This window comes from Streptomyces sp. NPDC055078 (assembly GCF_053607985.1).
In genome coordinates this window covers 1-1,052 of sequence record NZ_JBSGUP010001162.1, presented here as the reverse complement: position 1 = coordinate 1,052, position 1,052 = coordinate 1, and the positions used below count along the sequence as shown (strand labels likewise).

Annotated in this window: 2 protein-coding genes; one reads left to right on the top strand and one right to left on the bottom strand. The window is 74.6% G+C overall.

What is annotated here, in order from left to right; genetic code table 11:
• Window positions 1-39 precede the first annotated feature (39 nt).
• Window positions 40-582: an adenine phosphoribosyltransferase gene (locus ACWF94_RS40935; protein WP_453500443.1), complete on the top strand. Its 543-nt coding sequence runs from the start codon at window positions 40-42 to the stop codon at window positions 580-582.
• 212 nt (window positions 583-794) lie between these two features.
• Here ACWF94_RS40935 and ACWF94_RS40930 read toward each other — a convergent pair.
• Window positions 795-1,052, bottom strand: a 258-nt coding sequence (locus ACWF94_RS40930; protein WP_453500441.1) for a hypothetical protein, incomplete at its 5' end; no start/stop codon positions are given.

The window sequence follows — 1,052 nt, the reverse complement described above, 5'->3', positions numbered from 1 at the left end:
GCGTGGGCGTGGCCGGGGCCGTTCCCCGGGCAGGCGCCGATGACCGGCGCCCCCCGCGAGCTGCTGCTCAGCCGTATCCGTGATGTGCCGGACTATCCGCAGCCGGGTGTGATCTTCAAGGACATCACGCCCCTGCTCGCGGACCCGCGGGCCTTCACGGTGCTGACGGAGGCGCTCGCCGAGCTGGCCGCGCGGCACGGGGCCACGAAGATCGTCGGCCTGGAGGCGCGCGGGTTCATCCTGGGCGCCCCCGTCGCGGTGCGCGCGGGCCTCGGCTTCATCCCCGTACGCAAGGCGGGCAAGCTCCCCGGAGCGACGCTGTCGCAGGCGTACGACCTGGAGTACGGCACCGCCGAGATCGAGGTGCACGCCGAGGATCTGCGGGCGGGCGACCGGGTCATGGTCGTCGACGACGTCCTCGCCACCGGTGGTACCGCCGGAGCGGCGCTGGAGCTGATCCGCCGCGCCGGTGCCCAGGTCGCGGGCATCGCGGTCCTGATGGAGCTGGGTTTCCTCGGCGGGCGCACCCGGCTGGAATCCGCCCTGCGAGGGGCTCCGCTGGAGGCGCTGCTCACCCTCTGAACCCGCGGTTTCACGGCCGGCACCACAGGCCCCTGGGCGTCTCGGGAATTCCCGGACCCCAGGGGTCTGTTTCAGCCTCTGGAGCACCAGGACAGAGAGGTCGATACGATGGCCTCTCCGGACCTGCCCGGGGGACCCGGAACCGCACGAGGAGCGCTCTTGCCAGACGAGGCCCGTCCCGCCACCGCCGCGCAGCCCGCCCAGCAGCCCGATCAGGCCGCGGCGGCCACTGTCACGCCCGGGAAGAAGCCGGCCGACAAGCCCCAGCCGGCGGCGCCCGAGCGGGCGAACGGCGCGGCCCCGGCCTCAGCGCTCAAACCAGCCGCCCCCGCGCCCGGCACCCGGCCCGCCTCCGCGCCCGGCACCACGCCCGCGCCCTTGGTCCACTGTCCGGACCAGCTCTGGAAGAGGCCGGAGGAGATCGCCGGGCCGACGTGCGCCACGCGCACGTCCTGGAAGGAGCCCAGGCC

Excerpts from the sequence above, each read along its gene's own strand:
- ACWF94_RS40935 (WP_453500443.1), top strand. The coding sequence starts at position 40 with ATGACCGGCGCCCCCCGCGAGCTGCTGCTCAGCCGTATCCGTGATGTG.